Source organism: Alienimonas chondri, assembly GCF_013036045.1.
GTDB classification, from domain to species: domain Bacteria; phylum Planctomycetota; class Planctomycetia; order Planctomycetales; family Planctomycetaceae; genus Alienimonas; species Alienimonas chondri.
Genome location: NZ_WTPX01000045.1, coordinates 23,485 through 31,446, shown reverse-complemented (window position 1 = coordinate 31,446; position 7,962 = coordinate 23,485). Strand labels below are relative to the sequence as shown.

Below are 7,962 nucleotides of genomic sequence, written 5' to 3'. Positions count from 1 at the left end.
CGGCACCGCGTACAGGGCCAGCCGTTCCCAGAGGTTCTCCGCCCGCATCCGCTCCGCCTCCCGATAGTCCAACTCGAACCGGCGGGTACGCCCGTCCGGGTCTACCGTCTGGTAGCCGACCGCCAGGTCCCCGTAGAGGCCGAGATCCACCGGCAGGTCCGGTTCGTCCCGCACGTCCTCCTCCCGCACCAGCGTCACCCAGATGCCGCGGACGTGCTGCCCGTCCGCCCACGCCCGGACGGGTGGCCCGGGGAGCGGATCGCCGGCGGGCCAAAGAGCCGGGGGCACGATGACCGCGCGGTGGATCGACAGGCCGGCGGAAGCGAGTTCGTAGTTGAGCGCGAGGCTCGCCCGGCCCGGCGGGTCCTGCCAGTAGTCGGCGGTGCGAAACCACGCGGCGGAGCGGTAGCGGTCCACCTCGGGACTGCGCAGGAGCCGTTCGTAGACCGTGCGCCACGTTTCCGTGCGGTCGAAAGTGAGCCGTCCGTCGGCCATCTCGTGGAGTCCGGCGTGCAATTCGCCCAGCAGCAGGAGGGCGGATCGCCGCAGTGTCCCGTCCCCGACCGCCGAAAGCGACGCCAGCGCGTCGGTCAGTCCCCGGTGGACGGCCAGCAGTTCCGGGTCGCCGACCAGTCCGCGCGGGGGGCGGAGCGCGGCCAGCAAGCCTGCGTGTTCGCGGTCCCGGGCCTCGGAATACTCCATCCGCCCCAGTTGAAGACCGATCAACGCGCTTACCAACACCGCCAGGAAAGAGATCTGTTCCGGCAGGCCGGCGAACTCGCCGACGAGCGCGGCCCCGACCGACCCGCAGAACGACGCCGCCAGGAACCGCGCGTTCAGCAGCGGGGAGCGGTCGCGTCCGTGTTCGGCTCGGCGGGTCATCAGGCAACGCTACGACGGATCGAGGCTCCGGCGCAACGCCCGAGGAACGGCCGGAGAGGTTTTCCGCTTGAGCGGGAGACAAACCCGCGAGCCTGCGCTATGTCTGCCGGCGTATCGCCCCGTTTTGGGGCGAGTCGTCACGAAGGCGCGACGCTTCCGGCCCGAAACCCGCTGGCACAATCCAGCGGACGAAGGGCGGGCGTGGCCGACGCGGCGCATGCGCGAGCAGCACCCGGTAAAGCTCGGCCGCCAGCCGAGTCTAAGGGGATGGAAAATACCAACCGTCAGCTGCTGTCTGTAGAGCTGGATGCTCGGAGACGAGCTTGTCCAGCTCGACGGGGGCTCCGCGGACTAATCCTGCACGCAAGTTCTCTCCCCTCGTATGGGAGGCGAACCTGTGCAGAGTAATCCCGCGGTTCGACCCGATCCCTCGCGGGGGGCGTGGTCATGGGCGACGCAGACAGACCCGGGGTGTTGCCGCTGGCAACGCCCCGGGCCGTCGTTGCGCGAAGCGGGTGAGCGGCTCCTTCCTTCGGGGAGTGAGCCGCAAATCCCGTCCGGGGGGTTCGACGGTCTTGCGACCGCGTTCAACCCGGCCCCACCGGGGAGTTGCCCGACAGCGATGTCGGGTACCGGGCCAGTCGGCCCGGCGTCCTGGGAGATCCAGGCGGCGAATAGCTCAACCGGGAAAGGCGGGCGACCGCTTTGGGGTGAGTCGATGGAGAGTCGGAGCCGAACCGCGAACGGTCGCGGCGGACGGGTACGGGAGGGCTTCTACGTTCGCCTCCCAGAAAACGTCCGACGGCGCGAGAGCGCCGGCGGCGGTGACTGCGGCCCCCTTGGCGGGGGCGCGTACCGCCGCGACCTTCCGGGTCACACCGGATAGCCACGAGACTCCATCGACGACGCGAACGGCTAATGCGGGAAGCTCTTGAGCGGCCGGGGTGGTTCCCGGTGCGCCGCTGTGACAAGCGGCGTGTTCCAAACGCTCAAGAGCGGGAGTGTGGCGCAAGTAGAGAGCGGGGCGGGAGCCCCGGCGATGTCCCCTGCAAGGCAGTGGGGGCTCGTTCCGGCTCGGTCTGGCAACCGGGTATCCAAACGGACGACGAAAGCGCCGACGGACATCCCGTGCGATTCGCACGGGTGAAAAAGCGCGTGCCGCCGGGTGCGGACCTTCGGGTCCGCCCGTGAAAGGTGGCAAGGCGGTTTCGGCCGGACGGTCCTGGCGGACGGTCCGGCCGAGATTGCCCTTCTGACGGCCGACGCCCGAGATCCGTCTGGACCTCGGGATGTCGGTCGAAGGATTTGTAAGCGGGTACGTTCATAGATTGGAAGAGCTTCATCTTATGAATGTAGTTGCTGCGTGGAGTTCGCTCTTCGTAGCTCGCCCCCGACTGTTTTTCCGGCTTTGGGAGTTGAGCCTTTGACCAATCAGCTCCCACCTTGATCAACCCAGAGCACTCACGGGGCGACTTGCCGGCGCAAAGGATTCTCTTCGACAGCCCGCACGACCTCGTGCAGTACCTCGCCGCGTCCGTGGTCTGCCGCGGCTACTGGTTCTACGTCGCCGGTCTCGTGCCGGCCGGCAAAGACCCCGCAGCCGTGGACGCCAAGTTGATCGCCAAATACGCGGCGAACTTGCCGAACAGCACCCGCTGGCGGCGGAAGAAGGCCGGCCGGGCGAACGTCCGCTACCTCCGGCACGGCCGGCGGTTCTTCCTGTTCGCCACCAAGGGGGACCACCCGCTGTTCGCCGAGGAAGCCGGCGGGGTGCGGGACTTCCGCCAGCACCCCCTGCGGGTCGGCGGCTACTCCGTCAGCTTCCGCCGTGACGGCCGGGACCAGTCCCGCCGACGGGTCCACGTCCGCATCGACGAGACCCCGTACCGCGAACTGCTGGCGAGCCTGGAACACCACGCGACGCGGCTGTCCGCCGACGCGCTGGCGGCCCGGCTCTACGCGATCCCCTACCGCGGCTACGCCCCGGTCCGCGGGCAGCTGTGCCGGCTCCTGCGGGCCGTCAACGCCCGCCGCAAGCGTGCGGGCCTGTCGCAGCTGCCGAAGGACTGCCTGTTCTTTCACCGCCCGCCGCTGTCAGCGGGCGGCACGCCCGGTCCAAAATCGGCTTGAATCCGGCCCGGATTGCCAGACAATCGACGCACGCCGTCCAGCCTCCCTCCGCAAAACCCACCTTCCCGCGCAATCAACCTTCGTCCCGGGTTGAGAAAGATAGGGGACACCGCCGTCACGGTCAGGCGGGAAGAAACTCGACCGAAACGTAAAGACTCCAGGAGGGAGCAATGGCAAAGGATAGGAGAATAGGACGACCATGGAACACGGCGGAACTCGCAGCTTACCAGAGGGATGAACTCATTTTTCTGGTGCGGCTTGTGGTGATGTTGGAGTGCATTTGCACTCTCGTTCGCATGGTCAGGCTCATCTATTAGTGAGCCGACGCCGTCGTTCCCTCGGGGGATCGGCGGCGTTTTTCATTCGTCGGAGCCGATAGCTGTCGATTTCGCCGAGGCGGGCGTCGACGAGCCGACGCGATACCGCGCCGCCGCAGAGAACATGGTACACGGCGTGCGATGACGCTTCTCCGCCGTTGTCCGAGCCAGGCAGCGGCCGGTATCCAGAGAAGGCCCGTCCGGTCGGCACTTGCATCCGGTCTCACCTCGCCGACAATCCTTTGTCCAATCGCTATTTGGTTCGCTTCCTACCAATCCCAAAGGAAGTGCTGCTGAGGCCCGGCAGTTGAAAACACTAAGGCTAAACAACCAAGGAGGGTGAGATGCGAAAAAGACGGACCTTATGGTCTGCGCTCACCAGGTACCGGCATCCGAGCCGACGGCGTCAGAGGGAGGAAATCCTCGTTCTGATGAAGTTGGTGGTGTTCGCCGCCCTGGCCGCGCAGATCTGGCTCAATCATGCGTGAGCCGCGGCCGCCCGACATCCCCGTCGGGCGGCCGTTTTTCGTATCCCCCCGCCCGCCGACCGCCGTGTCCCACCTCGCCCCGGACGACATCGGGTTCTCCGAACTCTTGTTGACGGCGTACCAGGACGTGAAGGTCGGGGACTACTGGGTGGTGGAAGTTCTCGATCGGGCGACGCGGTTGTTGCACGAGGGCCTGCGGGACGGATCGGTTCACGACGCGGCGGTGCGTCTGGCCGACGAAGCCGGCGTTTTCGACGACGCCCCTTCGCTGCTCGATTTCGGGCAGTTCTCGACGGACGATCTCGACCGCCTGCTGCGTGACGGGAAGTTCCGTTACGGACGGAAGAGTGAACGACAACTCGTGATGTACGACATCTGCCGGCAGTGCGACGGGTACGCCGCGGCGGCCCCGCTCGGCGATCCGTGGTTGGAACTGAACGTCCGGTCCTTTTTTGACGAGGCCGGGAAGCGGCCGGCGGTCTACACGAACGACACGGCGGGGATGGACCGGCTCGCCTCGGACATGGCGGCCGTGATGCTCCATCAGGCGATGCACGTCGAAGGTTTCTTGCACCCGGACCATACGGGGGATTGGTTCGAGTACGCCGTCGGCGGACCCTACTACCGCACCCTGCCCGCGATCGCTCAGCAGGCGTTCTACATAGTCAACGACGACCGATTCCGTGGGACGGGTCACACCCCCTCCCGTACCCGCAACCGGCCTGCGGGATGCGCCGGCGTCGGTTGTCGGCCGCAAGCCACGCCGCAGAACCCGACACCCGGCGGCGCAGCAGTACTTCTGGACTCTTCGGACGAACGTGCGCGAAGGCAGTGGTAACGTCCCTCTCCTCAATGCCAGCGTCGGTCCCGCCTCGCTTCTCTACTCACCGCACACTCCACCCGGGCTGCAGAGTGTTGTCGTTTGTGCAACACGCTGGATCGGATTGATCATCGATTGTGTCTCGGAGCCGGGGTGGAAGCGAGTGTTGGATCTTGATTTATGGCATAGAGCGAGCTTCTTGAGCGATTCGCTCACACCGGCATGAGGTATGCGAAGGAGTTTGCCTGCCGTTTCGGTCCTTGCCGGAACCCACTGCGATGCCCCGATCAAAGGAAACTCTGATGAAGACTCTGTTGTCGACCACGGCTCTCGCCCTGCTGACGGCGAACGTCGCCGCGGCCCAGTCCGCTTACGACCCCCACGCGGGCCACGACCACGGCGATCATGCGGGCCACGACCACGGGGACCACGCCGGGCACGACCACGGCGCCCCCGGCGACGATCATGCGGGGCACGACCACAGCGGCCTACGCGGCGAACACGCCGGGCACGACCACGGGGCGCACGGCGGCGAGGTGGACCGGTTCGGGCGTCTGCGTGTGGAAACCCTGGTCGATCACGCCGGCCTGCATTTCTGGCTGACCGACGCCGACGGCCGCGCCCTGCCGACGGACCGCGTCAGCGGCGTGGCGGCGCTGCGGGTCGAGGGCAGCGAGAGGAAATACCGGTACGAACTGGCCCCGACCCGCGACCTCGATGGGCGCCCCGAACCGCTGGCGCTGCCGTTGAACCTCGGCAAGGTCGCCGGCCGGCGGGTCGCCGTGGCGGTGCGGTTGGACGGCGTACCGGGGGCAGGGCCGGACGGCGTCGTCGTGCGACAGACGACGCGGATCGTCGCCCCGCCGGCGGTCGGTCTGCCCGTGCGGGCGACCGCCGCCGACCGCGAAGCGTTGTACGACCAAGTCATCTGCCCTGTCGAGGACCGCAGGCTGGGCGCGATGGGGACGCCGTGGAAGGTGCCGGTCGGCGACCAAGCCGTCTTCGTCTGCTGCGAAGACTGCGTCCGTGACGTACGGGCCGATCCCGCGGCCTTCCTTGCCGCTGGGTCCCGCGACCGCGTGCGATGAGGCACGGAACGTCGGTCACGACCTCGCCGGCCGCCGCCCCCGAAGGCGGCGGCCGGTTCTCTTTCGAGAACGATCGTCGCTCAGACGCTGTCCGGCGCGGCCCGACGGCAGAGCCGCGGGTCGTGTCGACGTTCGATCACGCCGCGAGCGTGAAAGTCTTCGCGTTCAAGCGGTCGCCGTTCGAGGCGCCGACTGGCGGTATGCGAGCAGCCGCAGGGCGTTGAAAACAACGATCAACGTCGAGCCCTCGTGCAGCGCGACGGCGGGGCCGATGCCGAGGCCGAAGATCGTCGCCGGGACCAGGAAGGCGACCATGCCCAGGCTCAACCAGAGGTTCTGGCGGATAATGCCGCGGCTCTTGCGTGACAGACCCACGGCGAAAGGCAAATGACGCAGATCGTCGGCCATGAGGGCCACGTCGGCCGTCTCCAGCGCCACGTCCGAGCCGGCGGCGCCCATGGCGACGCCGACCGTCGCCGCGGCCATCGCGGGAGCGTCGTTCACGCCGTCGCCGACCATCGCCACCCGGCCCTCGCCGGCCCGCAGTTTCTCGATCGCGGCGACCTTGTCGTCGGGCATCAGGTCGCCCCACGCCTCGTCGATGCCGACCTCGCGGGCGACGGCGTCGGCGACTTTGCCGTTGTCGCCGGAGATCATGATCGTCCGGCGGACGCCCATGTCGTGCAACTCGCGGATGACCGCCGCGGCGTCGGCGCGGGGGGTATCCATCAGACCGAGGACGCCGAGGTAGCGGTCGCCGCGGCGCACGATCATCGTCGTACGCCCGGCTTCTTCCAGCCGCTCGACCGACGCCCGCACCGCGTCGGGCAACGGCGGACCCTCCACCTCGGCGAACAGGTCGTCCTTGCCGATGTGGGTCGCCTCGCCGTCGACGTCGGCACGCACGCCGCGGCCGGTGATGCTCTTGAGGCCGCGGGCGGTCGGTCGCTCGGCGTTGCCGAGCCTACCGTCCGCGTCGCGGACCACGGCGCGGGCCAGCGGGTGGTCGCTCAGCTCCTCCACCGCCGCGGCGACCGACAGCAACTCCGATTCCTCGACCCCGTCGCCGGGGACCACGTCCGTCAGTCGCGGCTCGCCCCGGGTGATGGTGCCGGTCTTGTCGAAGGCGATCGCCGTCAGCGTGCCGAGATTTTCCAACGCCGAGCCGCCCTTGACGAGCACGCCGCCGCGTCCGGCGCGAGCGACGCCGCTCAACACCGCGCTCGGCGTGGCGATGGCGAGGGCGCAGGGACTGGCGGCGACCAGCACCGCCATCGCCCGGTAGAAGCCCTCGGCGAACGACTCGTCGAGCACAAGCGGGGCGAACAGCAGGAGGACCACGAGCGCCAAAACCGCTGGGACGAAAATCCTCTGGAACTTGTCCGTAAACCGTTGCGTCGGCGACTTTCCGCCTTCGGCGCCGGCGACCATCTCCACGACGCGAGCCAGCGTGTTTTCGCCGGCCCGTCGCGTGACGCGTACCTCCAGCACGCCGCTGCCGTTGATCGTGCCGGCGAAGACGCGATAGACCTTGTCCAGCGCCTCCGGGTCGACCACGGCGTCGGGGTTGTCCACCGGCCGTTTGTCGACGGGAATGCTCTCCCCGGTGATCGGCGACTGGTCGACGGCGCTTTGCCCGACCACGACGAACCCGTCGGCCGCGATCCGTTCGTCGGGCCGAACCACCACCGTGTCGCCGACCGCCAGTTCTTCGACCGGAGTCTCGATCACGTCGTCGCCTCGCCGGACGCGAGCGGTGTCCGGCGCGAGCTCCGCCAGCGCCTCGATCGCCCGCCGGGCCCGGCCCATCGCGTAGTTTTCCAAGGCATGGCCGATGCTGAACAGGAACAGCAGCAGCGCCCCCTCGAAGAACTCGCCCAGTGCCGCCGCCCCGGCCGCGGCGACGAGCATCAGGAAGTCGATCTCGAACTGCCTCCGGCGGATCTTGCCGATCGCCTCCTGAACGGTGAAGTAGCCGCCGAAGAAGTAGGCCGCGACGTACAGGCCCACCGGCGCCCCCCAGTGGACCGGCGCGAACGTGTCGAGCAGCCACCCCACGCCGACGCACACCCCGCTGGCGACGGCGAAGACGAGTTCGATGTTGTAGCCGAAGATCACGCCGTGCGCGTGCGCTTCGTCATGCCCCTCGCCGGGTGCGTGGTCATGGCCTTGGTGGTCGTCGTCAGGTCTCATCGGCTCCTCCGGGGCGACCGCCTGTGTATGGCCGGCGTGTGCGT

The 7,962-nt window shown here is 68.2% G+C and carries 5 protein-coding genes; 3 read left to right on the top strand and 2 right to left on the bottom strand.

Annotated elements, in window-relative coordinates; translation table 11 throughout:
• On the bottom strand, positions 1–882 hold an 882-nt coding region (locus LzC2_RS08785; RefSeq protein WP_171185938.1), incomplete at its 3' end, for a hypothetical protein.
• Between the two features lie 1,515 nt (positions 883–2,397).
• On the opposite strand from LzC2_RS08785, the gene LzC2_RS08780 reads away from it, so the two are divergent.
• The 3 genes from LzC2_RS08780 (at position 2,398) to LzC2_RS08770 (ending at position 5,725) form a co-directional block, all read left to right on the top strand.
• Positions 2,398–3,012, top strand: a complete 615-nt coding sequence (locus LzC2_RS08780) for a hypothetical protein (protein ID WP_206678626.1) — start codon at positions 2,398–2,400, stop codon at positions 3,010–3,012.
• A gap of 869 nt (positions 3,013–3,881) precedes the next feature.
• Positions 3,882–4,655 carry a hypothetical protein gene (locus LzC2_RS08775; protein ID WP_171185933.1) on the top strand — a complete coding sequence of 258 codons (774 nt, stop codon included), beginning with the start codon at positions 3,882–3,884 and terminating at the stop codon, positions 4,653–4,655.
• A gap of 284 nt (positions 4,656–4,939) precedes the next feature.
• Positions 4,940–5,725 (top strand): urease accessory protein UreE, encoded by a 786-nt coding sequence (locus LzC2_RS08770; protein WP_171185897.1) that lies wholly within the window; start codon positions 4,940–4,942, stop codon positions 5,723–5,725.
• A gap of 165 nt (positions 5,726–5,890) precedes the next feature.
• Here LzC2_RS08770 and LzC2_RS08765 read toward each other — a convergent pair whose 3' ends face one another.
• A complete protein-coding gene (locus tag LzC2_RS08765) occupies positions 5,891–7,918 on the bottom strand; it encodes a heavy metal translocating P-type ATPase (protein ID WP_349771129.1) in 2,028 nt (675 codons plus the stop codon).
• Between the last annotated feature and the right edge of the window lie 44 nt (positions 7,919–7,962).